General features: G+C 68.7%; 18 protein-coding genes. 7 read left to right on the top strand and 11 right to left on the bottom strand.

The features are described from left to right. Positions 1 to 66: 66 nt before the first annotated feature. From STRVI_RS10010 to ngcE, 7 genes are all read right to left on the bottom strand, one after another. Positions 67 to 1,383 (bottom strand): sugar ABC transporter permease, encoded by a 1,317-nt coding sequence (locus tag STRVI_RS10010; RefSeq protein ID WP_014055520.1) that lies wholly within the window; start codon positions 1,381 to 1,383, stop codon positions 67 to 69. Beyond that, on the bottom strand, positions 1,380 to 2,159 hold the full coding sequence (locus STRVI_RS10005) for an ATP-binding cassette domain-containing protein (RefSeq protein WP_014055519.1): 780 nt from the start codon (positions 2,157 to 2,159) through the stop codon (positions 1,380 to 1,382). Before STRVI_RS10005 ends, STRVI_RS10010 begins: the two co-directional genes overlap by 4 nt. A 130-nt stretch (positions 2,160 to 2,289) precedes the next feature. Next, the gene (locus STRVI_RS10000) at positions 2,290 to 3,390 is read right to left on the bottom strand and encodes a substrate-binding domain-containing protein (RefSeq protein WP_014055518.1); all 1,101 of its coding nucleotides are present in this window, start codon (positions 3,388 to 3,390) and stop codon (positions 2,290 to 2,292) included. A gap of 216 nt (positions 3,391 to 3,606) precedes the next feature. Beyond that, a complete protein-coding gene (locus STRVI_RS09995; protein WP_043238350.1) occupies positions 3,607 to 4,806 on the bottom strand; it encodes an ROK family transcriptional regulator in 1,200 nt (399 codons plus the stop codon). Positions 4,807 to 5,051: 245 nt separating this feature from the next. Then, on the bottom strand, positions 5,052 to 5,999 hold the full coding sequence (locus STRVI_RS09990) for a carbohydrate ABC transporter permease (protein ID WP_014055516.1): 948 nt from the start codon (positions 5,997 to 5,999) through the stop codon (positions 5,052 to 5,054). Positions 6,000 to 6,060: 61 nt separating this feature from the next. Next, on the bottom strand, positions 6,061 to 6,978 hold the full coding sequence (locus tag STRVI_RS09985) for a carbohydrate ABC transporter permease (protein ID WP_014055515.1): 918 nt from the start codon (positions 6,976 to 6,978) through the stop codon (positions 6,061 to 6,063). Between the two features lie 58 nt (positions 6,979 to 7,036). After that, positions 7,037 to 8,473 carry an N-acetylglucosamine/diacetylchitobiose ABC transporter substrate-binding protein gene (ngcE, locus tag STRVI_RS09980; protein ID WP_014055514.1) on the bottom strand — a complete coding sequence of 479 codons (1,437 nt, stop codon included), beginning with the start codon at positions 8,471 to 8,473 and terminating at the stop codon, positions 7,037 to 7,039. Positions 8,474 to 8,816: 343 nt separating this feature from the next. On the opposite strand from ngcE, the gene STRVI_RS09975 reads away from it, so the two are divergent. From STRVI_RS09975 to STRVI_RS09960, 4 genes are all read left to right on the top strand, one after another. Then, positions 8,817 to 9,338, top strand: coding sequence for a PT domain-containing protein (locus STRVI_RS09975; RefSeq protein WP_106685641.1), 522 nt, complete (start codon positions 8,817 to 8,819; stop codon positions 9,336 to 9,338). A 270-nt stretch (positions 9,339 to 9,608) separates the two neighbouring features. After that, entirely contained in the window at positions 9,609 to 13,469 is a 3,861-nt protein-coding gene (locus STRVI_RS09970; RefSeq protein WP_043235679.1) for a GH92 family glycosyl hydrolase, read from the top strand. 546 nt (positions 13,470 to 14,015) lie between these two features. Next, on the top strand, positions 14,016 to 14,312 hold the full coding sequence (locus STRVI_RS09965; protein ID WP_208949129.1) for a Scr1 family TA system antitoxin-like transcriptional regulator: 297 nt from the start codon (positions 14,016 to 14,018) through the stop codon (positions 14,310 to 14,312). A 12-nt stretch (positions 14,313 to 14,324) separates the two neighbouring features. Then, positions 14,325 to 14,588: a DUF397 domain-containing protein gene (locus STRVI_RS09960; protein ID WP_014055511.1), complete on the top strand. Its 264-nt coding sequence runs from the start codon at positions 14,325 to 14,327 to the stop codon at positions 14,586 to 14,588. Here STRVI_RS09960 and STRVI_RS09955 read toward each other — a convergent pair. Next, entirely contained in the window at positions 14,572 to 14,949 is a 378-nt protein-coding gene (locus STRVI_RS09955) for a winged helix-turn-helix transcriptional regulator (protein ID WP_014055510.1), read from the bottom strand. The two genes, STRVI_RS09960 and STRVI_RS09955, sit on opposite strands and share 17 nt — an antisense overlap. A 98-nt stretch (positions 14,950 to 15,047) precedes the next feature. Here STRVI_RS09955 and STRVI_RS09950 point away from each other — a divergent pair, with 98 nt between their 5' ends. Both STRVI_RS09950 and STRVI_RS09945 read left to right on the top strand, forming a co-directional pair. After that, the gene (locus STRVI_RS09950; RefSeq protein WP_014055509.1) at positions 15,048 to 15,893 is read left to right on the top strand and encodes an NAD(P)H-binding protein; all 846 of its coding nucleotides are present in this window, start codon (positions 15,048 to 15,050) and stop codon (positions 15,891 to 15,893) included. 23 nt (positions 15,894 to 15,916) lie between these two features. Next, entirely contained in the window at positions 15,917 to 16,687 is a 771-nt protein-coding gene (locus tag STRVI_RS09945; protein ID WP_014055508.1) for a PIG-L deacetylase family protein, read from the top strand. On the opposite strand, the gene STRVI_RS09940 is transcribed toward STRVI_RS09945, so the two are convergent. The 3 genes from STRVI_RS09940 to STRVI_RS09930 all read right to left on the bottom strand — a co-directional run bounded on the left by STRVI_RS09940 (position 16,684) and on the right by STRVI_RS09930 (position 21,402). After that, entirely contained in the window at positions 16,684 to 17,148 is a 465-nt protein-coding gene (locus STRVI_RS09940) for a hypothetical protein (RefSeq protein WP_014055507.1), read from the bottom strand. The two genes, STRVI_RS09945 and STRVI_RS09940, sit on opposite strands and share 4 nt — an antisense overlap. Next, positions 17,148 to 18,005, bottom strand: a complete 858-nt coding sequence (locus STRVI_RS09935; RefSeq protein ID WP_014055506.1) for a hypothetical protein — start codon at positions 18,003 to 18,005, stop codon at positions 17,148 to 17,150. Before STRVI_RS09935 ends, STRVI_RS09940 begins: the two co-directional genes overlap by 1 nt. A 115-nt stretch (positions 18,006 to 18,120) precedes the next feature. Then, complete coding sequence (locus tag STRVI_RS09930) at positions 18,121 to 21,402, bottom strand: GH92 family glycosyl hydrolase (protein ID WP_014055505.1); 3,282 nt, start codon at positions 21,400 to 21,402, stop codon at positions 18,121 to 18,123. Positions 21,403 to 21,633: 231 nt separating this feature from the next. Between STRVI_RS09930 and STRVI_RS09925 the strand changes: the two genes are divergently transcribed. Next, on the top strand, positions 21,634 to 22,515 hold the full coding sequence (locus tag STRVI_RS09925; RefSeq protein ID WP_014055504.1) for a GNAT family N-acetyltransferase: 882 nt from the start codon (positions 21,634 to 21,636) through the stop codon (positions 22,513 to 22,515). The last annotated feature ends 101 nt before the right edge of the window (positions 22,516 to 22,616 follow it).

Raw genomic sequence — 22,616 nt, 5'->3', positions numbered from 1 at the left:
TGTTCTTTTCAGACAGCCGCCCGGCGCCTCCGTGGAGGCACCGGGCGGCCGGGTGAGACGTGCGGGTCAGCCGCGACCCGCGGACCGTTGTGTCCTGCGCGACACCGAGTCGATGACGACGGCGGCCAGCAGCACGCCACCGGTGATCATGTACTGGACGGAGTTCGCGACGCCCAGCAGGTTCATCCCCGACGAGATCGAGCCGATGACCAGCATGCCGAGCAGCGCCGACCAGACCGAGCCCCGGCCGCCGAAGAGGCTGGTGCCGCCGATGACCGCGGCCGCGATGGCCTCCATCAGCAGGTTGCCGGTGCCGGCCTGCTGGCTGGCGGAGCCGATCCGGGAGGCGATCATGATGCCGCCGAAGGCGGCCATCAGCCCGGCCAGCGAGTAGACCGAGATCCGGATCGCGACGACGTTGATGCCCGCGCGGCGGGCGGCCTCGACGCTGCCGCCCAGGGCGATCACCTTGCGCCCGTAGGCGGTGCGCCGGACCACGAAGTCGAGGATCACCAGGACCGCCACGAAGATCACCAGGGCGAGGGGCAGGCCCTTGTACTCGTTCAGCCGCCAGGCCGCGGTGAAGGCGATCACCGCGAGCACGCCGGTGCGGACCAGGATCTCGCTCAGCGGCCGCGAGGGCACGCCGACCGCCTTACGGCGCCTGCTGTCCAGGAACTGGGCGAGGAAGAAGCCCGCCGTCGCCAGCGCGGCCACCCCGTACGCGGCGATGAGCTGGCTGAAGTAGTGGGCGGTGAGATCCCGCACGAAGCTGTCGTCCGCGATGCTGATGGTGCCGGTGGTGCCGAGCACCTGGAGCATCAGACCGTTCCAGGCCAGCAGACCGGCCAAGGTCACCACGAAGGCCGGGACGCCTATCTTGGCGAAGAAGAAGCCGTGCAGCGCGCCGAGCACCGCGCCGCTGGCGAGCGCGGCGAGCACCGCGATCCCCTCGGGCACGCCCTCGTTGACGTTGAGCACCGCCAAAGTGGCCGCGGCCAGACCGCTGAGCGAGCCGACGGACAGATCGATCTCACCGAGCAGCAGCACGAAGACGATCCCGACCGAGATCATGCCGGTGCCGCCGAGCAGGATGGAGAGGTCGGAGAGGTTCTTGGGCGAGAGGAAGGCGCTGTCCTTCCACTGGAAGACCGCCCAGATGATGGCGATGCCGACGATGACCGGGACCGCGCCCAGATCGCCGCTGCGCATCTTCCGGCCGAACTCCGCCAGATAGCCCTTGAACCCCTCCTGACGGACCAGCAGCCGGGGGTCGACGACAGTGACCGCGTCCTTGGCGACGGGGTTGACGTCGGCCGGGCCGCTCGCCTTGTTGCCGCCGTTCGACGCGCCGCCGTTGCTCTTGTCGACGTTCGTGGTCACTTCGCGACCTCCCCGCTACGCGCCTTGCGACGGGTCACGGCGTTGTCCGTGGCGCCGGTGATGGCGGAAATGATCTCTTCCTGAGAGGTGGTCTTCACATCGAAGATGCCGTTGTTACGGCCCAGCCGCAGCACCGCGACGCGGTCCGCGACGGCCTTGACGTCGGCCATGTTGTGGCTGATGAGGATGACGGCGAGGCCGCGGTCGCGCAGCCGCTCGACCAGGTCGAGGACCTGCGCGGTCTGCTCGACACCGAGAGCGGCGGTCGGCTCGTCCAGGATCACCAGCTTGGGCTCGCCGAGCATCGAACGGGCGATGGCGACGGTCTGCCGCTGGCCACCCGAGAGCGAGGCGATCGGGATCCGCACACTGGGGATGCGGATCGACAGGGTCTGCAGCAGCTCACGGGAGCGCCGCTCCATCTCGACCTCGTCGAGCACCCCGGCGCGCAGGATCTCGCGGCCGAGGAAGAGGTTGCCGACGACGTCGATGTTGTCGCAGAGGGCGAGGTCCTGGTAGACGGTCGCGATGCCCAGCTCCTGGGCGTCGTGCGGCCGGGTGACCTGGACGGACTTGCCCTGCCACTCGATGACGCCTTCGTCGGCGGGGCCGACTCCGGCGATGGACTTGACGAGGGTCGACTTGCCGGCGCCGTTGTCGCCCACCAGGGCGACGACTTCACCGGCGTGGACCTCCAGATCGATGTCGGTGAGCGCCTGGACGGCGCCGAACCGCTTGGAGATCCCGCGCAACGCCAACACGGGTCCGTTCGGCACGATGGCCAGCTCCGTTCCGGGCAGGGAGATCCCTGCTGTGTGACGGAGGGGAGAGCGCGCTCTCCCCTCGGTTGGGGGGTGTGTCAGGGGGCGGGCGGGCCGTCCGCGGAGGACGGACGGCCCCGCGCCGCTACTTCAGACCGGCCGCGTCGCACGCCGCCTTGTACTTGGCGGTGCAGATCTGGGCGACCGTGTAGTTCCCGTCCTTGACGACGGTGTCCTTGATGTTCTTCTTGGTCAGCGAGATCGGGGTGATCAGCGTCGCCGGGATGTGCTTGGTGGTCGGGCTGTCGACCGTGTTGGACTCGTTGACCTTCTCGCCGCGGCCGAGCGCGATGGCCATCTCCGCGGCGGCGGCGGCCTCGTCCAGGTAGGACTTGTAGACGCTCATGTACTGCTCACCGGTGACGACCCGGCGCACACCCTCGAGTTCGGCGTCCTGGCCGGTGACCGGGGGCAGCGGGTTGAAGCCGCCGCTCTTGAGCGCGGTGATCGCGCCGCCCGCCATGCTGTCGTTGGCCGAGTAGACGCCGACGATGTTCTTCTTGCCGAGGGAGGAGATGGCGCCCGTCATGGCCTCGTTGGCTTTGTCCGCGAGCCAGCGGTCGATGTCGTACGACTTGCCGACGTTCACCTTGCCCTTGAGGACGGACATCGCGCCCTTCTTGAACAGGGCGGCGTTGGGGTCGGCCTCCCAGCCGTTGAGCATCACGACCTTGCCGCTCTTGGCCTTGTCGCCCAGCGCCTCGAGCAGCGCCTGGCCCTGGACCTTGCCGACCGTCTCGTTGTCGAACGAGGTGTACGCGGAGACCGGGCCCTCGGCCAGCCGGTCGTAGGCGACGACGGGGATCCCGTCCTCGTCGGCCTTCCTGACCGAGGAGGCTATGGACTTGGAGTCCACCGAGTCGAGGATGATCGCGTCGACCTTCTTGGTGATCATCGAGTCGACCTGCTGCTGCTGAACCGACGTATCCGACTTGGCGTTGACGTAAAGGATCTTGCACTCCGCGCAGAGCGCCTTGACCTTCTTGGTGAGGTATGGCCGGTCGAAGTTCTCGTATCTGGCCGTCTGGTCCTCGGGCAGCAAGAGCCCGATCGTGAGCGGACCGGTCTTCTTCTTCTCGTCCTTCTTGCCGCTGTCGGCCTCCTTCGCCGAACCACAGGCGGCGAGGGCTACGGTCATCGACACGACAGAAGCAGCGAGAGCGACGCGACGCATCGTTGCGTTCATTTGGGGGTGACCTCCCTGACGAGGCCGCGTCATTGCGGCCGAGGTGGCTGGAAGTCAACTCGGCCGCCCGCATGGCGTCAAGAAGTAAATCCTTAACGAGATGGCAACGGTGCCATTCGTTATCTGAGTGAACGCAGCCGGACAGGCCGGATAGACGGAGCGTGACCGGACAAAGCCGCTCAGGTGAGACCGGATCCAACGGCCGCGATCCGGCGGTCAGGTGAGGGCCGGAGCCCCCGCCGAGAGCGCACCGTCCAGCAGCGTCGAATCTCCCATCTCGCTGAGCACCAGCGCCAGCGCGCCCAGCACCTCGGCCCGGCCGCCGAGCGCCCCGGGCATCACCGAGAGCTGATGGGCCGCGCTGGGGATCGCGTACCGCGCGACCGACTCCCGGATCGGGCCCAGCACCAGCTCCCCCGCCTCGGCGAGCTGACCGCCCAGCACCATCCGGCTCGGATTGATCAGATTGCAGAGGTTGGCCACTCCGCTGCCGATGTGCCGGCCGACATCCCCGATCACCCGCCGGCAGCCGGGGTCGCCCTCGCGGGCCAACTGCACCATGCGCTCCACGGTGAGATCCGCGCCATGGCTGGATTGCAGCAGCGGCAGCACATAGCGGGCCGCGGTGAAGGTCTCCAGACAGCCGCGGTTGCCGCAGCGGCACACCGGGCCCGACTCGTCGAGGGTGATATGGCCGATCTCGCCCGCCGTACCGCCGGGGCCGCGGTAGATATTCCCGCTGATCACCAGCCCCGCGCCGACACCGTCGGCGACCTTGATGTACGCGAGGTCGGCGACCCCGCGGCCGGAGCCCCAGACCAGCTCGCCGAGCGCACCGAGGTTGGCGTCGTTGTCCACATGCACCGGCACCCCGAGCCGCTGCGCCAGGTCATCGCGCGGATTGGTGCCCGCCCAGCCCGGCAGGATCGCGGTCGAGCCCAGCGTGCCGGTCTCCACATCGATCGGGGCGGGCACCCCGAGGCCGACGCCGACCACCTTGTCCTGGCTGAGCCCGCTGGCCGTGATCAACCTGCTGACCAGTTGCTCCGCCCGGTCCAGCCCCTGTGCGGAGGAGGCGTCCACATCCAGCGGCTCGGCCTCCTCGGCCAGCACCTGATGGGCGAGGTTGCCGATGGCGACGCGCAGATGTGTATGGCCGAAATCCACCCCTACGACGATGCCCGCGTCGCCGCTGAGCGAGACGCTGCGCGCCCGGCGGCCGCCCGCCGAGGTGGGGGTGACCTCGACCGTTCCGCCGTCCTTGAGCTCACGCACGATGTTGGAGACGGTGGCGGCGGACAGCCCGGTGGACCGGGCGATCTCCGCCTGGGTCAGCGAGCCCGCAATCCGCACCGCACGGACCACCCGCTCGAGATTGGCCCGGTGCAGCGACGACTGCGATCCCGGAGTCTCCACGCCCATCCACTCCCGCCTTCGCGGACGGCACGACGGCCGCTCCGCCGGCCGGGCCGCAACAGTGAGGCCCAGCGGTGTCTCCAACATGTGAACTCTAAGCTGAGCCGCCACGGTTGTCCCACGTCAAGTCCCTGACCGCCGCGGGACGCCCGGCGGCACCTTCTGAGCAGCCCACAGCACACGGCCCCCGTCCTTTCCGTGCGGCGGAAAGGACGGGGGCCGTGAATAGCGTTCTCCGGCCGCCCCTATTTGAGCGCGCCGGCAGTCAGGCCCGCCTGGACCTGCCGCTGGAAGAGGATATAGACGCCGAGCACCGGAAGCATCGCCAGCACCAGACCGGCGAAAAGCGCGGACCAGTCGCCCTTGTACTGCTGGCTGGCCGCGAGCTGCACAAGACCCTGGGTGAGCACCCGCTTGTCCTCATCGGTGTTGAGCACCGTGGGCAGCATGTACTGGTTCCACTGGCCGAGGAAGTTGAAGATCCCGACGCTGATCAGGCCGGGCTTCGCCATCGGCAGCATGACCTGGAAGAACGTACGGGTATGGGACGCCCCGTCGATCAGAGCCGCCTCCGCGACCGAGGACGGCAGCGTCTTGAAGAACGAGGTGAGGAAGAAGACCGTGAACGGCAGCGAATAGGCGATATAGACCAGAATGAGCCCATGGAAGGTGTTGAGCAGGCTCATGTTCTTCATCACGAAGAACAGCGGCACCAGCGCCAGGATGATGGGAAAACTCATCCCGCCGACGAACATGAAATAGATGAATCGCTTTCCCGGGAATTCAAAGCGAGCCAGGATGTATGCCGCCATCGAGCCCAGCAGCATCGTCCCGATCAGGGAGCAGCCCACGACCAGGATCGTATTGAGGAAGAAGTCGCCGATGTTCGACTTGCTCCAGGCCCGGGTCCAGTTGTCGAAGTGCAGGGCGGAGGGCAGGCCCCAGGGCGAGGTGAAGATCTGCTTGTCGGTCTTGAGGGAGCTCATCACCGCCCACAGCAGCGGCAGGGTGACGAGCAGCCCCCAGACCACCAGAATGCCGTGCGAGAAGACGTTGAGGACCTTGCCCTCGCTGCCGACCCGGCCCTCGGGGGTGAAGCCCGGCGGCGGCTGCTTGCGGACGGGCCCGGCGGGCGGCGCCTCGTCCTCCTTGGTGACGCCCGGGAGTTCCGAGGGCTCTGCGTGCGAGGTCACTGTGGTACCCCCAGATCGGCGGTCGGGCGGCGGTGGCCGGGTGCGGTCGGTGTGATCGGCATCAGTACTCCAGCCGCTCGCGCCGGCCGAGCCTGGTCACGATGACCGCGAAGATCAGGGTGACGATGAGCATCGCGACGCCGATCGTGGTGGCCCGTCCGGCCTGCCCGTCGTGGAAGGTCTTGGTGTAGACGTAGTAGCCCATGACCTGCGTGGAGTCGGCGGGGCCGCCCGGCCCCACGGTCATGATCTGCACCACGGCGAACGCGTCGAGCGCGATGATGCCCATATAGATCCAGCCGGTCTGGACCGTGTCCCACAGCAGCGGCAGGGTGATCTTGAAGAAGGTCTTGATCCGGTTGGCCCCGTCGAGCAGCGCCGCCTCGTAGAAGTCCCTCGGGATGGAGCTCATCCCGGCGGAGAAGAGGACGACGTAGAAGCCGACGTTGCTCCAGACCATCACCGCCATCAGGCACCACAGCGCCAGCTTCGGATCGGACAGCCAGCCCTGCTGGAGCGAATCCAGGCCGATTCCGCCGAGGAAGGCGTTGATCGCCCCGTTGCGCGGGTTGTAGGTGAACTGGAACAGCAGGGCGACGATCGCGATCGACAGCACCTGCGGAAAGAAATAGATCACCTTGTACAGGCTCGACCCGCTCACCCCGGAGATCGCCGAGTTCTTCCTCCCTCGGCCGCCCACATTGAGCATGAAGGCGAAAAAGAGCCCGAGGCCGAGCGTCACCAGCGGCACCACCAGCAGCAGCACGACATTGTGTCCGACCGCTTTCCAGAAGAGGTCGTCATGCAGCAGCCAGTTGTAGTTCTTGAACCCGACCATCTTGTAGTCGGAGCTCAGCCCGGTCCAGTCCGTGAAGGAGTAGTAGATGGCCTGGACGAACGGCGAGATCACGAAGACCGCGTAAAGGATCACCGGCAGGGCCAGGAACCCCGCGATGAACCGGTACTTCCCATGCTGCATTTCTACCGACCTCGGTCTTCCCCTACGGATAATGCCGCCGGCGACGCGTGGAGCCGCATCAGACGTGCTTGTACTTCTTGACGGCGTCGTCCTTGGCCGTTTCATCGGCGAACTTCTGGCACTTCTTGATCGTCTCGGCGGGGGTCATCCGGCCCGCCATCATCTCGCCGAGCGCGCCGACGCCGATCTGCTGCTTCTGCAGCGTCACGTACCAGTCCTGGAGCCGCGGGTTGACCACGTTCTTGCCCGCCTTGGTCAGCGCCTCCTGCGCCGACGCCAGGCCCGGCGGCAGGCTGAGGCCCTCGGTGCCGCCGTTGAGGGAGGAGAGCGAGGAGACCTGCTTGACGAAGTTCTTGGTGGACTTCTCACCGAGCATGATCCGCAGCAGCTCCATGCCGCCCTGGGGGTTCTTGGCCGACTTCGGGACGATGAAGGGCTCACCGCCGGAGGCCCACAGGGTGCCGAACGGCAGCTTGTCGCTCTTGTCCAGGCTGGAGGGCGCGGCCACCGCCATCTGGAAGTCCTTCGGCGTGGTCTTCTTCGCCTCGTTCTCCACCCAGGAGCCGTTGGGGATGAACAGCGCCTTGCCCTGGTTCCACGCGGTCTGGGACTCGATGTGGCTGAGGCCGGGGGTGCCCTTGAGGATGTAGCCCTTCTTGTAGAGCTCGTAGTACGCCTCGAAGGCGGCCTTGACGGCCGGGTGCTTCCAGGCGTTCGGCTCCAGGTTGTCGATCGAGTCCAGGACGTCCCGGCCGCCGATCTTGGCGATGAAGGGGTAGAGGCTGAACGGCAGGTAGTAGGGGAACTTGCCGGGGTAGGTCCAGCCCGCGATCCCCTTCTTCTTCGCCGCCTCGCAGACCTTGAGCATGTCGTCCCAGGTCTCGGGGTACTCCATGTCGAGCTTGGCGAGATTGCTCTTGGAGTACCAGACGCCGTAGACGGTGTAGGCGTAGTAGAGGATCCACACCGGCTTGCCGTCGAACTGGCCCATCTCCACGACACCGGGGCGCAGGGTCTCGCGCACCGTCTTGTTCGGGTCGTCGAGGGAGGGCGCGTCCAGCAGCGGGGTGAGGTCGGTGAGCTGGTTCTTCCCGACCAGGGTGCCCATGTCCATCTGCTCGGCGCCGGAGTTGTCGACGAGGTCCGGCGGGGTGCCGCCGTTGAAGCGCGGCTGGAGCACGGTCTGGATCTTCTGGGTGGCCGCGTGCTTGACCTTGCCCTTGGTCTTCGGGAAGGCCGCGGCGTACTCCGCCTCGGCGTCCTTGGCGTACTGCTGCCCGAAGCCGCCGTCGAAGATGACGACGTCGAGCGCGGCGCCCTCATTGACGGCGAGCGGGTTCTTGGCGCTCTTCTTGCCCTTGTCGACCTTCTTGGCGGCGTCGTCACCGCCACTGGCACAGGCGGACAGCGCGCTCATCGCGGGCACGGAGATCAATCCGAGCGCCGCCGAGCGCTTGATCAGATCGCGACGGCCGACATCTGAGGTGGATCCCATGCTCAAGTCCTCGCCTTCGTCAGGACTCAGGCGGTGTAACGGTTTCCCGTACATACTCGCCTCCGGCGAGGGGCCCGACACCGCGGGTCAGTTGAAGCGTCAAGCGGAGTATTGCTGGGTGTGCGCCGGGGAGTGCGGAGGACCCGCCGAGGCCCCTCCGATATGGGCCGCGGTGCGGCCTTCCCCCCTGGGGCGACAGGTATAGTCCACTGGGCCTCATATGGGCAAGATCGAGAGGTCATCGGGTATCAGTCTTTCCCGAGTTGAGACCTGCCCGACATACCGTAGGTGGGGACAGTCCGTGCGGCACGCCGCCGTGCGCGCTCCCCGAAAGGCGGTTCCCGTGTCCCGGAAGCAGCTCACCCTCGCCACCAGCATTGTCGTGACCGCGACACTCGCGATCACCGCGGGGTGCGGCTCCGGCAAAGGGGGCTCGTCCGCCGGGGACAGCAAGGGCGGCGCGGCGATAGGCAAGGGCATGGCCCAACTGCCGGTGGAGCCCACCCAGGCGCCGACCGAGGAGCCCACCGACGACCCGTATGACGAGCCGTCGGACTCCCCCACCGGCGGCTCCGGCCTGATCACCCCGGACGCCAAGATGGGAACGTGCGGATGGGGTTCGGACGGCAAGCCCTACGCCAATGTGAAGATCAGCAACTCCGGCTCCAGCACGGCCTACTACTCGCTGCTGGTCGGCTTCGTCGACAGCTCCGGCAAGGCCGTGACCACCGGGGTGGAGTCCGACGCGGCCGTGGCGGGCGGCGCCGACAAGACCATCAAGGTCACCGGGCTCAAGGCGGACAGCTCCCACACCGCGAAGAAGTGCCGGCTCTCGCTCGCCACCAAGTCCGACAGCGCCGGCTGAGTCCGGCAGCGGCTAGTGAAGCCGACTGCGGCAGGTGAGTCCGACTACGGCGGCTGACGACGTACCAGAAGCAGCCCCATCGGGCGCGCCGAAACGCCCCCATGGATGCGGGCCGTACCACCGATGGTGGTACGGCCCGTGTCGTACCGTCCGCCGGGCGCAGCCGAATTGGCGGTTGTCCGCATCCTTGACACCACCCTCCCCCTGCCTCCCTACTTATCTCTGCCCGACCCAGAGGACAACGTTGTCAGACTCGTTGAGAGGCTGCGTATGCGACAGAGACGACCACAGAGACGATGGCGTGGGATCGGACGGACGGCCCCCCTGGTGGCGGCCGTCCTGCTGGCGGTGACGGCCCAGGGCGGTGCGGTCGCCGCACCCGCCGGCCCGGCCTCCGCGCACCACGCCGACCGCACCTTCGCCTCGTCCTTCGAGTCGGGCGACCCCCAGCCCGACTGGCGCAACACGGTCGAGACCGGACCCGACGGCAAGAAGAAGGCGTCCGGGGTGGACGGAGGCTACTCCTCCGGGATTCCCGGCAATGTCACCGACAAGGTCACCGAGGTCCGGGCGAGCGGGGAGAACACCGAAGGCGGGGAGATCAAGGAGAACCTCGTCGACGGCGAGCTCACCAGCAAGTGGCTGGCCTTCGACACCACCACCGCCTGGCTCGAGTTCGATCTGAGCGAGCCGGTGAAGGCCGTCCGCTACGCCCTCACCTCCGCCAATGACGCCCCCGGCCGGGACCCGAAGGACTGGACCCTCAAGGGCTCGGCCAACGGCTCCGACTGGACGACGCTGGACACCCGTAAGGACGAGACGTTCTCCTCGCGCCAGCAGACGCGGGAGTTCTCTTATGGCGGCGCCACGGCGTACCAGCACCTCCGGCTGGAGATCACCCGCAACGCCGGGGACGACCTCATCCAGCTCGCCGAGGTGCAGTTCGCGACCGGCGACACCACGCCGCCCGCGCCTTCCGACATGCGCACCCAGATCGACCGCGGCCCGACCGGCTCCCCCACCGCCAAGGCCAACGCGGGCTTCACCGGCACCCATGCCCTGCGCTACGCGGGCACCCACAAGCCGGACGGCCGGGCGTACTCGTACAACAAGGTCTTCGACGTCGACACGGCCGTCACCCGGGACACCCGGCTGTCCTACCGGATCTTCCCGTCGATGCCCGAGACCGATCTCAACTACCCGGCCACCCATGTCTCGGTCGATCTCGCCTTCACCGACGGCACTTATCTGAGCGATCTGCCCGGCGCGGTCGACCAGCACGGTGCCCGGATGAGCCCGCAGGGCCAGGCCGACTCCAAGACGCTCTACGTCAACCAGTGGAACAACAAGGAGTCGCGGATCGGCGCGGTCGCCGCGGGCAAGACGGTCGACCGGATACTCGTGGCGTACGACTCCCCCAAGGGCCCCGCGCAGTTCCGCGGCTGGGTGGACGACGTCTCGATCGCCCCCAAGGCGCCCGAGAAGCCGCTCGAGCATCTGTCGGACTATGCGCTGACCACCCGCGGCACCAACTCCAGCGGCAGCTTCTCGCGCGGCAACAACTTCCCGGCCGCCGCCGTCCCCAACGGCTTCAACTTCTGGACTCCGGTGACCAACGCGGGCTCCGCCGACTGGCTCTACCAGTACGCCCGCGCCAACAACGCCGACAACCTCCCCACCATCCAGGCGTTCAGCGCGAGCCATGAGCCCAGCCCCTGGATGGGCGACCGGCAGACCTTCCAGGTGATGCCGTCCGGTGCGACCGGCACCCCCGACGCCGGGCGCACCTCGCGCGCGCTCCCCTTCCGCCATGAGAAGGAGACCGCCCGGCCGTATTACTACGGGGTGACCTTCGAGAACGGCCTCAAGGCGGAGATGGCGCCCACCGATCACGCCGCGGCGATGCGCTTCACCTATCCGGGTGAGGACGCGAGCGTCCTCTTCGACAACGTCACGGGCGACGGCGGGCTGACCCTCGACGCCGAGCACGGCGTCGTCACCGGCTACTCCGACGTCAAGAGCGGACTGTCCACCGGCGCCACCCGGATGTTCGTCTACGGCGTCTTCGACACCCCGGTGAGCGCGAGCGGCAAGCTGGACGGAGGCGGCGGCAAGGATGTCACCGGCTACTTCCGCTTCAAGCCGGGGAAGGACCGGACCGTCACGCTCCGGCTCGCCACCTCGCTGATAGGCGTCGACCAGGCGAAGGCCAACCTCGACCGGGAGCTGCCCGCGTCGAGGTCGTTCGGGCAGGTCAAGCAGGCCGCACAGGCGGAATGGGACAACATCCTGGGGCGGATCGAGGTCGAGGGCGCGGACCGCGGCCAGCTCACCACGCTCTACTCCAGCCTCTACCGGCTGTACCTCTATCCCAATTCCGCTTTCGAGAACACGGGGACGGCGGCGAAGCCCCGTCCCCAGTACGCGAGCGCCTTCTCGCCGGGCACCGGGGAGAACACCCCGACCCACACCGGCGCGAAGATCGTCGACGGCAAGGTGTACGTCAACAACGGCTTCTGGGACACCTACCGCACCACCTGGCCCGCCTACTCGCTGCTCACCCCCAAGCGGGCGGGCACGATGGTCGACGGCTTCGTACAGCAGTACAAGGACGGCGGCTGGATCTCCCGCTGGTCCTCACCGGGCTACGCCGATCTGATGACCGGCACCAGCTCGGACGTGGCCTTCGCCGACGCGTATCTGAAGGGCGTGCGGTTCGACGCCGAGGCGGCGTACGAGGCGGCGCTGAAGAACGCCACCGCCGTGCCGCCCTCGTCGGGCGTCGGCCGTAAGGGCATGGCCAGCTCGCCCTTCCTCGGCTACACGAGCACCGAGACCCATGAGGGGCTGTCCTGGGCGCTGGAGGGCTATCTCAACGACTTCGGCCTCGCGAATATGGGCAAGGCGCTCTACGCGAAGACGAAGAAGGCCCGCTACAAGGAGGAGTCCGAGTACTTCCTGCACCGTGCGCAGGGCTATGTCTCGCTCTTCGACGACAAGGCCGGCTTCTTCCAGGGCAAGGACGCGGCGGGTAAGTGGCGCGTGCCCTCCGACAAGTACGACCCCCGGATCTGGGGCTACGACTACACCGAGACCAACGGCTGGGGCTACGCCTTCACCGCGCCCCAGGACAGCCGGGGCCTGGCCAACCTCTACGGCGGCCGGGCGGGCCTGGCCAAGAAGCTGGACACCTATTTCTCCACCCCGGAGACCGCCTCCCCCGAGTTCGCCGGTTCCTACGGCGGCGTCATCCATGAGATGACCGAGGCGCGGGACGTCCGCATGGGCAACTACGGCCACAGCAACCAGGTCGCCCACCATGTGACGTACATGTACGACGCGGCGGGCCAGCCGTGGAAGACCCAGGAGAAGGTGCGCGAGGTGCTCTCCCGCCTCTACACCGGCAGCGAGATCGGCCAGGGCTACCACGGCGACGAGGACAACGGCGAGCAGTCGGCCTGGTACATCTTCAGCTCGCTGGGCTTCTATCCGCTGGTGATGGGCGGCTCCGAGTACGCGGTCGGATCGCCGCAGTTCACCAAGGCCACGGTGCATCTGGAGAACGGCCGCGATCTGGTCATCAAGGCCCCGCGCAACAGCCGGGAGAACGTGTACGTCCAGGGCCTGAAGGTCAACGGCAAGGCGTGGAACTCCACCGCCCTGCCGCACGACATCCTCGCCCGCGGCGGCACGCTGGAGTTCGCGATGGGCGCCAAGCCGTCGGCCTGGGGCACGGGGAAGAACGCCGCGCCGTCCTCCATCACCAAGGACGACAAGGTGCCCACCCCGCGCCACGACCTGACGGTGCCGAGCGGCGGCACGGCCCTCCTGGACAACACCTCGGGCACCGAGGCCACCTTCGATTCGGTGAACCTCCCGGTCACGGCGGCGGGCCGCGCGGTCCAGTACACCCTGACCTCATCCGACCGGAGCAAGGCCCCGACCGGATGGGTGCTCCAGGGCTCGCACGACGGCGAGAAGTGGCGGGACCTGGACCGAAGGTCGGGAGAATCCTTCACCTGGGACAAGCAGACCCGCGTCTTCTCGGTGCGCACGCCCGGTACGTACGAGCACTACCGCCTGGTGCCGGACGACAAGTCGACACTGGCGGAGGTGGAACTGCTGAGCTGAGGTCAGCTGACCGGTTCGGCGAGAAACGCGGGCCGTGGCCGCCACTTCCGGCGGCCACGGCCCGCGTGCTGTGCGAGCGGGCGTGTGTTGTGCGGTGGGGGTCGGGCACGGCCCGTGTGCGGTGCGTGCGGGCACGGCCCGCCGTGCGGTGGGGTCGGGCACGTGTCGTTGGGCGTGCGGGCCGGGCGAGCGCGCACCGTCGGACGGTACGCGGCGCGGCTGTCTGCCCCACCGTCTCGCGCCTTCGGCGCCATTGAGCATGGGCAGCGGGGTGAGCGGCCCAGCGCCATCGCCGGCTGACGGCCGGTGGGAGGCGGGCACCGGTGGCGCATGAGGCCGGTGGGGGCGGTACCTTTCGCGCGGCCTCAGCGCGGGGAGGGCTGACCCTCCCGATACCCCTCTCAGAAGCGTTTGACAAATTGTTTGCGCTAGATCAAATATCTCGGAGCCCGAGGTCGCGGCCCGGCACTCAGGCCGCTTCGGCCCGCTCGAACCCGGGCGCGGCGAGGGCGGCGGACCATACGATCCGCGCGGTGAGGTTCCACGGTGGCCCGTGAACAGCTTCAGCACCTGATCGCGATGGGCGAGCGGGAGAACATCACCATCGTGGTAATTCCGTTCGGCGCTGGGCCTTTCCCCGGCTCCGGTCAGTCGGTCGACTACCTCGGGGGCTCAGTACCGCAGCTGGATACCGTCCAGCTCGACTCAGACCATGGCAACCAGTTGCTCGACGCAGAGGCGCATCTCGTCAACTTCCGGAGCGTGCTGGACCGTATGGAGAGCTACACCCTCGAGCCGAAGGCGTCCAGGGACCTCATCCACCGCATCGTGCAGAGCACCTGAGAGGAAACCAACGTGCCCGCCTGGCAGAAGTCCTCGTACAGCGCCCAAGGTTCCAACTGCATCTACGTCGCGAAGGTGCCCGCTGACTGGCAGAAGTCGTCCTACAGCCACGAGGGATCCAACTGCGTCTACATCGCCGCTCCCGCCCCCCGCGCCATCGCGCTCCGGGAGAGCGACGAGCCGGACGTCATCCTCACCACCTCCCCCGCCGCCCTCGGCACCTTCATACGCGCGGCGAAGGCCGGCGCGTTCGACCGCCTCATCGGGGACCGGTAGTGGCGGCTTCCGCGCCGTCGTAGTGCAGCCGGGCCCGCTCGACCCGGGGCAGATTCTCCACCGACCAGGTCGCGAGCGATGCGAACAGCGGCCCCAGGCCGCGGCCCAGCTCACTGATCTCGTACTCCACCCGGGGCGGAACCTCCGGGTGGTAGGTGCGCCGCACCAGCCCATCGCGCTCCAGTTGGCGGAGCCGCTGGGTCAGCACCTTCGGCGTGATCGTGCCGATCCGGCGTTGCAGCTCCACGAAGCGTTGACGGCCGTGCTCATGCAGCGTCCAGAGGATGGGTGTGGTCCATCGGCTGAAGACGATGTCCACCACAGGGGCGATCGGACATGGCTGTTCTGGTTCCTCGGACATAGTCACTTTCCTCTAGGTACCTACTATCCCCACGATGCTAGCTTCACCGTGCTGCGCGGCCAGGACAAGGTCCGTCACTGTGAGATGGGGAGCTGCACATGATCGTGGTAACCGGAGCGAACGGGAATGTGGGTCGGCCGCTGGTGGAGACGCTCGCCGCAGCCGGCGAGCGGGTGACGGCGGTTTCGCGACGGCCCACCGGCACGGAGTTGCCGGAGGGGGTACGTCACCATCGGGCCGATCTGGCCGACCCAGGGAGTCTGCGGCCCGCATTGGAGGGGGCCGACGCGCTGTTCCTGCTCTTCGCGGGCGAGTTGCTGGCCGGAACCGCACCGACCGGCGAACTTCTGGACACCGCCCGGTCTGCGGGCGTACGGCGTGTGGTCCTGCTCTCCTCCCAGGCCGCCGGGACGCGTCCGGACGCGGTGTCACACGCCCCCATGCGGGCGTTCGAGGACGCCGTGCGGCGGGCGGGTCTTGACCGGACGATCCTGCGGCCCGGGGGCTTCGCCTCGAACGCCTTCGCCTGGGCCGAACCCGTCCGTAAGGAGCGCGTGATCGCGGCGCCCTTCCCCGACGTCGCACTGCCGGTCGTGGACCCCGCGGACATCGCGGAGGTCGCGGCCGTGGCACTGCGGGAGCCGGGCCATGCGGGGCGTACGTACGAGCTCACCGGCCCCGCTCCGATCTCCCCACGCGGACAGGCGGACGCGATCGCCGACGCGCTGGGCGAGCCCGTACGGTTCACCGAGCTGAGCCGGGAGCAGGCGCGGGCGCAGATGCTGGGGTTCATGCCGGAGCCCGTCGCGGACGGCACCCTCGACATCCTGGGCGAGCCGACGGCCGACGAACAGCGGGTGAGCCCCGATGTCGAGCGGGTCCTTGGCCGTCCGCCGCGTCCCTTCGCCGATTGGGCAATCCGCACCATCGCGGCCTTCCGCTGATCCGGGAATGCCAGGATGGGCGGATGGCCACCGTCCTGGCATTCCACGCCCACCCCGACGACGAGGCGCTGCTGACCGGGGGCACACTCGCCCGGCTCGCCGATGAGGGCCACCGGGTGGTGCTCGTGGTCGCCACGGACGGCCACACGGACGCTGCCCCGCAGGACCGCGAGCCGCCTCGTATGCACGAACTGCGGAAGAGCGCGTGCGTGCTCGGCGTCGACCGCGTCGTCCACCTCGGCTACGCGGACAGCGGTCACGGCCCGCTCTTCTATGCAGACCCGCCGGACCGCTCCCGCTTCGCGCGGGCGGACACGGAGGAGGCGGCGGAACGGCTGGCGGCGATCCTGTACGAAGAGGACGCGGCGATGCTGCTCACGTACGACGCCAACGGCGGCTACGGCCACCGCGACCACATCAAGGTCCACGAGGTCGGCCGCCGCGCCGCCGAACTGGCCAAGACGCCGAGGGTGTTGGAGGCCACGCTGCCCCGCGACGCCGTCGAACGCCTGCTACGCCTCGTACGACTCCTGCGCATCCCCCTGCGCCATGACCCCGCCGAGCTGACCACCCGCTTCAGCGCCCGCTCGGCCATCACCCACCGCTACGACGTACACCGCTACGCCCGCCAGAAGCAGGCGGCCCTGGCCGCCCACCACTCCCAGGTGAACGACGCGGGCCGCATGAATCCCGTCGTGCGGAGGATGTTCCGGCTGCCTGCCCCGCTCTTCGGCCTGCTGCTGGGCCGGGAGTGGTACATCGACGCCTCCCCCTCCCGGTCCTCTCAGCGCTAATCTCCGACGAACAGCTCCTCCGCGGAGGAGGCGGTCACGGCACGGTCCAGCCAGGTGCCGAGGACATCCATGTCCTTGCACGACTCGATGCGCTTACGGGTCTCGGCAGTGACTTCAAGCCTCCGTTGGCCAAGGATCCGCAAGGTGTCCTCGGCCCGGCTCTCGATCCGAACGTCAGTGAAGGCTCGCTGGCCGATGTTGGAACAGTAGAAGAGATTGGGCTGCACGTCGATCAAGCGACACAGGTTCTCAGCGGAAGACACCGTCAGGGCTCCATCCAGCCAGTCCCCGAGCAGCTCCAGGTCGGTGCACAACTGAATGCGTTCGCGAGCCATGCCAACAACCTGAAAGCCCCGCTGATTGAGGACCCGCACAATATTTTCGGTGCGGCTCTCGGCCCGAACCTTGGCGAAGGCTCGCTGGGAGTGCTCGGAGCGGAAGAAGTTCAGTAACGCGGACATCAGTCGAACAAATCCTCCGCACGAGAGACGGTCGCGGCCCGGTCCAGCCAAGTACCGAGGACATTCATGTCCTTGCACGACTCGATGCGCTCACGCGTCTCAGCAGTGATCTCAAGCCCCCGAGCCTTGAAAAACCGCAGGAGAGCGTCTGCGCGCACCTCTGCGAAGGCGTGCTGGGCTTGCTGGGAACGGAAGTAGTTCATCAGCGCGGGCATCAGGTCTCTCCAGATCTCTCGTGCCGGGGTGTTTCCGAGACCGGCTTCAACGAGCTCGGCGTAGATGGTCCCCTGACCGGGGTCAAGGGTGCTGATTGTGGTCGCAAGCACCTTCAGTATGGCATCGATGTTTTCGCTTCTACTGTGCGTAATCGCGGAGAAGACAGCGATCGGAATATCCCGGGCCACCTCTTTCTCATCCGTGACAACGGGGACGTTGCCAGGACCGAGAACGAGGGGGCGGACCGTCATGGACGGGCAGTCGGGGATGCCGAGAGTGATCGGACGGGCGGCCCAGCGGGCCGTGGACTCGTCCGGGCAGAGTACGATCAGCACCGGTTGGTGACCGAACTTCGCGTGCATGTACGAGAGGTAGTAGGCCCAGGCCGCGGGCTTCTTCGGATCTCTTCTGCTCTGCGACTCGATGGCGAATAAATACGTGCCCTCGCCCTTGGTCTCGACCTGGAGCAGGGTGTCCACGCGTCTCTCGACGGGCGCGATCTCGGTGAGGTCGGGGCTGACGACGAACGTCTTGCTCGTGTCCGGGAACGGGACGCCGAGCAGTTGTCTGAGCGCCCGGACAATGGCCCCGGCGTCCTCCTGGAAAATCCGGTGGAGGGCTTCGTGTGAGGAACTGACCATGCGAAGGACATTAAGGAAGCTGGGGCAAATGCCTTGGGCAAATGCCTTGGGCAAATGCCCCAGCTTCACTCGATCGCATGGCGCGACCCTTGACATTGACGGCAGAATTTTCTGCTCAGCCGCGGGCGATCGTGAAGACGTGGAGATCGGCGTTGTCGGGCAAGGTGACGCTCTTGACCGTCTTGCCCTCGGGCGCCCGGAACGCCTTCGTGGCGAAGATGTACGCGTCCACCACGTCCTTGTCGCCGCCGCTGATGTTGCGGTAGTCGGTCTTGGCGAGGGTCACGTTGCCGTACTGGACCGTTCCGCCGCCGCCTCCCACCGTCCAGTCGGTGAAGGCCAGCTCGGTGGTGTCCGTGCTGCCGTCGGTGTAGGTGACCTTGGCGGTGGCCTGCTGGTTGCCGTTGACGGCGCTGCCGATGAAGGAGAGGCCGGTGGACGGGGGGAGGGTGATGGTCTGGCCGGTGGTGGAGGCGTTGTCGGGGCGGCCGGGTGGGGAGGCGGGCCAGGTGTACTCCAGGCCCTGGGTGGTTCCCTTGGCGCCCGGTGCGAGGCCGGCGGTGGCGAGGGCCTGGCGGGAGTAGCTCCAGCCGCCGCCGTCGTAGTCGCCCTCGTCGTGCTCGCCGTCGTCGTCGGTCGCGCCGGTGTTGTTGTACGCGGCGAGCAGGGTGCCGGGGGCGGCGACGGTCAGCGTGATCGGCTGGACGACCTTGGTGTTCTCGCTGGTCACCGTCACCTTCGCGTCGTAGAAGCCCTCGGCCGTGTCCTTCCCCGCGCGCAGGGAGATCTCCGCCGTGCCATCCGGGCCGACCGTCCCGGAGGCGGGCGAGGCGGTGAGGCCGTCGGGGGCGTCGGTGGTGAAGCGCACCTCGGGGCGGTCGCCCTCGCCGACCGGGACGGCGGCCACCTTCACGGTCAGGCTCTCGCCCGGGGCGAGCGTGCCCGTGGTCGGACCGACCCCGATCTGGTACGGCTGCTCGCCGTCGCGGAAGGAGGGCGGCGCGTCGGACGGGGACGCGCCCCAGGCGCGGTCGGGGGCGTCGGACAGGGTGTAGTCCAGCGTGCCGCCGTGCCGTACGAAGGACTCCGGCAGCCAGGGGCGGTCGCTCCCCCGCCCGTTCACCTTCAGCGACTGGACGTACGGGGCGTCGGGCGCGGCCTGCGGGGCGCGGATGGAGATGTCCCGGGCGCCGCGGTCGATCTCGATCCGCGGGAAGAGGGGCGAGGCCAGGACCAGTTCGGCGCGGGAGGGCACCTGCGGGTACATGCCGAGGGCGGAGAAGACGTACCACGAGGACATCTCGCCGAGGTCGTCGTTGCCGGGGATGCCGTCGGGCTTCGTGGTCCACAGCTGACGCATCGCGGCGCGCACGGTCTCCTGGGTCTTGTACGGCTGCCCGGCGTACGCGTAGAGATAGGGGACGTTGATCGACGGCTCGTTGTCCAGCTCGGACTTCTCGCCGCCCGCCCCGGTGAGCGCCCAGCCGCCGTCGGCGTCGTGGAAGAAGGCGTCCAGACGCTTGATCGCGGCGTCCTTACCGCCCATCGCGGCGAAGAGACCGGCGGGGTTGTGCGGGACCATCCAGGTGTACTGGGCGCTGGTGCCCTCGACGAAGCCGTTGCCGGTGGCCGGGGTGAAGCCGGTGACCCAACTGCCGTCGGCCTTACGGTTGGCGATATAGCCGCCGGTTTCCGGGTCGGCGGCGGCGTTGAAGTTGTTCTGCCACCACTGGGCGCGGTGCGCGAAGGTGTCGGCGGTGTCCTTACGGCCCGCGGCCCGCGCCAACTGAGAGAGGGCGAAGTCCGCGCCGGACATCTCCAGGGTCTCGGCCGCGCCGCCCCAGGCGTTGGAGACGGACGGCATGTAGTGCAGCTTGAGGTACTTGTCGAGGGAGGGCCGCTGGCCTGCCGACATGATGGGCTTGCCCGCCGGGCTGAGGTCCTTCTCCGTCGGCACGGTGGCCGCCTTGAGAAGCGAGTCGAGCGCGGCGTCGAGGTCGAAGTCGCCGCCGCCGAAGGCCCGGATCCCGGCGAGGGCGGCGGCCGACGGATCGCCGTTCATCACATGCGTCCCCGAGGCGCCCTGGAGCCAGCGGTCCCAGACGCCGCCGTTCTGCTGGGCCAGGTTCAGCAGGGACTGGGCGATGTCGGAGCCCGCCTCCGGCTCCAGCAGGGTGAGCAGTTGGAGCTGGGAGCGGTAGATGTCCCAGCCGGAGAAGGTGCCGTACTGGGCCCGGTGGCCCCGGCTCACCCGGTGCACCTCACCGTCGCTGCCCCGGTAGCGGCCGTCGGTGTCGCTGATGACGTTGGGGTGCAGCAGGGAGTGGTAGAGCGCGGTGTAGAAGGCGGTGCGGTCCGCGTCCGCTCCGCCGCCGACCCGGATGGCGGAGAGCTGCCGCCGCCAGGCGTCGTACGCCGCGGTGCGCACCTGGTCGAAGCCGCGCCGCGGCGGATTCTCGGCGGCGAGGTTGGCCCGGGCGCCCTTGTCGCCGACGTAGCTGATGCCGACCTTGACGCCCACCCGCCGGGTGCCCGGGGCGAATTGGAGATAGCCGCCGGAGCCCTTCCCCGCCACCGGGCGGCCGTCGGTGCCAAAGCCGCCGGAGCCGCCCTCGGCGCTGGTCGTGCCGGGCCGCAGCGTGCCGTCCTGCCAGGTGCCCTGGGCGGTGAACGCGGTGTCGAAGACCGCGGTGAAGTGCAGGGTGTAGTAGCTGCGCCGCCCCTCGGGGTCGAGATAGCCGCAGAAGTTGCCGCCGGTGACCGAGCCGGAGACGGTGCGGTGCGCCGGGTCGATGGTGAGATCGGCGTCGCTGCTGCCGACCTCGGAGGAGGAGGTGCGGATCAGCAGGGAGGCGGTCTTGTCCGCGGGGTAGCTGAAGCGGGCCGAGCCGGTACGGGCGGTGGCGGTCAGCTCCGCGCCGGCGCCGGAGGCGAGGGAGACCTTGTAGCGGCCGGGTTCGGCGGTCTCGTCGGAGTGGCTGAAGTCGGAGGCGTAGACCTGGTCCTTGGTGTCGGCGGCGGGTGAGGAGGTGACCTCGCCCACGTGGGGGAAGAAGGGGATGTCCCCCGCGCCGCCCGCACAGCCGGTACCGGACATATGGGTGAGGCTGAAGCCGCGCACGCGGGTGGCGTCGTAGTGGTAGCCGCCGGGCGCGGCGGTGCGGGTGGCGTCGCCGCGGGTGTTCTCCGGGCTCCACGACAGCATGCCGAAGGGGGCGACGGCGCCGGGGAAGGTGTTGCCGCCGGCCGAGCTGCCGATCAGCGGATCGACGTACGCCGCCGGGTCCTTGACCAGCGTCGGCGGCGGGGCGGCCGACGCGGGCGCGCCGGCCGCGGTGGCGAGGAGCCCCGCGGTCAGGGCCGCGGCCGCCAGGGCGGCCAGGGGTCTTGAGGGCATTGCGGTCCCACCTTGTCGGAAGGGCCGCGATCACCGGGTCGAACAAGCCGAGGGGACCGTACCGCACGGGGGCCGTCGGCCGTAAGAGTGCGCGAACGGTCTTGACAGGGACACCCGGTTGGCGGCGTACTGATCGTTAAAGCCATGCTGACAACGTTGTCGCGTTCGCCGGTCGAGCAAGCCGCTTCCGCGTACCGACAATCCCCTCACCGGACGCGCCATCATGGACTCATGATCCTCCGCCAGCTACGCGACACCGACGAGGACGCCGAGGCCGCCTGGGAGGTGGTGGCCGCCGCCTTCGGGGACGCCGCCGCCCTCGCGGGCAAGGACGGCCTGCCGCCGGGATACGTCGCCGAGATCCACGACCGGCACCGGCATCTCGCCCGTACCGACCCGGGCGGCTGCTGGATCGCCCTGGACGACGCCGGGATGCCGCTCGGCGTGGCGCTGTCCGCGCGGCGCGAGGGCACCTGGGGGCTCGCGCTGCTCGCGGTGCTGCCCCGGGCCCAACGGCAGGGCGTGGGCCGTGAGTTGCTGGCCGCCGCGCTGCTGTACGGACGGGGCTGCCTGCGCGGCATCATCTGCGGCTCCGAGGATCCGCGCGCGGCGAGCACCTACCGGCGTGCGGGATTCGCGCTGCATCCGGCGATGCGGCTGCACGGCACCGTCGGACCGGAGACCAAGGAGCGGCTGTCCCCGCCCGACGGCGCCGTCCACGAGGGCGTGGCCCGCCACCGGGACCTGCTGGACTCGGTGGACCGCCGCACCCGGGGCGGCGCGCACGGCGCCGACCACGAACTGCTGGTGCGCCAGCGGCGGCTGCTGGTCGTGGACGACCTGGCGGGCAGCGGCTACTGCTACGTCGCCGACGACGGCAAGGTCGAGCTGCTGGCCGCGACCTCGCGACGGCTGGCGAAGCGGCTGCTGACAGTGGCGCTGCTGTGCCTTCCGGAGGGCACCGACGCCCGGGTCGCGGCGCTGACGGCCGAGCAGCAGTGGGCGGTGGACGTGGGGCTCGAGGCCGGGCTCGAGCTGTCCACCAGCGGCTATGTATGTCTGCGGGGGATGCCGCCGCCGACGCCGTACATCCCCTCCGGGACGTTTCTCTGAACCACTGCTCCGACCGCGACATGCGAGCGGGCCGCACCCCACACCGGGGTGCGGCCCGTCGCCGCTGCCGTAAGGCCCGTAAGACGCTGCCGTAAGGCGCC

Source organism: Streptomyces violaceusniger Tu 4113, from assembly GCF_000147815.2.
Taxonomy (GTDB): Bacteria; Actinomycetota; Actinomycetes; order Streptomycetales; family Streptomycetaceae; genus Streptomyces; species Streptomyces violaceusniger_A.
Note: the sequence above shows the minus strand (reverse complement) of the source record. Positions and strands in the feature narration are given on the sequence as shown.

Coding starts and splice junctions, on each gene's coding strand:
- STRVI_RS09930 (WP_014055505.1), bottom strand. CDS start 21,402: ATGCCCTCAAGACCCCTGGCCGCCCTGGCGGCCGCGGCCCTGACCGCG.
- ngcE (WP_014055514.1), bottom strand. CDS start 8,473: ATGGGATCCACCTCAGATGTCGGCCGTCGCGATCTGATCAAGCGCTCG.
- STRVI_RS09985 (WP_014055515.1), bottom strand. CDS start 6,978: ATGCAGCATGGGAAGTACCGGTTCATCGCGGGGTTCCTGGCCCTGCCG.
- STRVI_RS09935 (WP_014055506.1), bottom strand. CDS start 18,005: ATGGTCAGTTCCTCACACGAAGCCCTCCACCGGATTTTCCAGGAGGAC.
- STRVI_RS09970 (WP_043235679.1), top strand. CDS start 9,609: ATGCGACAGAGACGACCACAGAGACGATGGCGTGGGATCGGACGGACG.
- STRVI_RS09940 (WP_014055507.1), bottom strand. CDS start 17,148: ATGTCCGCGTTACTGAACTTCTTCCGCTCCGAGCACTCCCAGCGAGCC.
- STRVI_RS09955 (WP_014055510.1), bottom strand. CDS start 14,949: ATGTCCGAGGAACCAGAACAGCCATGTCCGATCGCCCCTGTGGTGGAC.
- STRVI_RS09950 (WP_014055509.1), top strand. CDS start 15,048: ATGATCGTGGTAACCGGAGCGAACGGGAATGTGGGTCGGCCGCTGGTG.
- STRVI_RS09925 (WP_014055504.1), top strand. CDS start 21,634: ATGATCCTCCGCCAGCTACGCGACACCGACGAGGACGCCGAGGCCGCC.
- STRVI_RS09945 (WP_014055508.1), top strand. CDS start 15,917: ATGGCCACCGTCCTGGCATTCCACGCCCACCCCGACGACGAGGCGCTG.
- STRVI_RS10000 (WP_014055518.1), bottom strand. CDS start 3,390: ATGAACGCAACGATGCGTCGCGTCGCTCTCGCTGCTTCTGTCGTGTCG.